Below are 786 nucleotides of genomic sequence, written 5' to 3' on the forward strand. Positions count from 1 at the left end.
CCTTTGGCTACAATATGATTGCCCCTTTAAAGTCCTGGTGTTGGGGGTCAATTTTATTTTACCCTTTTAAAATTTCCCGTTTTTCTTAGACCTTAACTTTCGCATACTTTCACCATATAACTCTATGGTATGAGCCGTATGTATGATGCGGTCAAGGATTGCATCGGCTATTGTCGGGTCACCTACCATGTCGTACCAGTTGGAGGAGGGGTACTGCGATGTGATGATGATGGATTTCCGTTCATGCCTGTCCTCGATGATGTCAAGCAGTATGGGACGCTCCTTGGCGTCGAGAGGCACGATGAACAGGTCGTCAAGGATGAGTAACTGGCATCGCTCAATCTTCTTGAGTTCCGTTTCAAGTGTACCTTTGACTTTGGCGACTTTCAGCGCTCCGAGCAGTTTCGGGGCATTGGCATATAAGGTACGGAATCCCCTTTTGCATGCTTCGTGGCCGAGGGCGCAGGCCAGATAGCTTTTCCCCGTTCCTGAAGAACCGGTAATGAAAAGGTTCTGTGCCTTATGCACAAAATCAAGGGTGGCGAGACGTTCCATCTGGTTGCGATCCAGCCCCCGGTTCGTGGCATAGTCGATCTGTTCAATATAGGCCTTGTAACGGAATGCCGCATTCTTGGTAAGCCGTGCAATGGCAGCCTGCGCACGATAGTCCCATTCGCGTGCAAGGAGCATGGAAAGGAACGTGTCCGCAGTCATGGATTGCGGAGTGGTGCCGGCAAGACTTTCCCTGAAAGCCTCTGCCATGCCATGCAATTTCATACGGTTCAT

Annotated in this window: 1 protein-coding gene; it reads right to left on the bottom strand. The window is 50.0% G+C overall.

Annotated elements, in window-relative coordinates; translation table 11 throughout:
• Window positions 1–66 precede the first annotated feature (66 nt).
• Window positions 67–786 (bottom strand): IS21-like element helper ATPase IstB (gene istB / locus H6A34_RS14495; protein ID WP_205106091.1); only part of this gene is annotated, 720 nt, incomplete at its 5' end.

It is taken from the genome of Marseilla massiliensis (assembly GCF_016899855.1).
In the GTDB taxonomy this organism is placed as follows: domain Bacteria; phylum Bacteroidota; class Bacteroidia; order Bacteroidales; family Bacteroidaceae; genus Prevotella.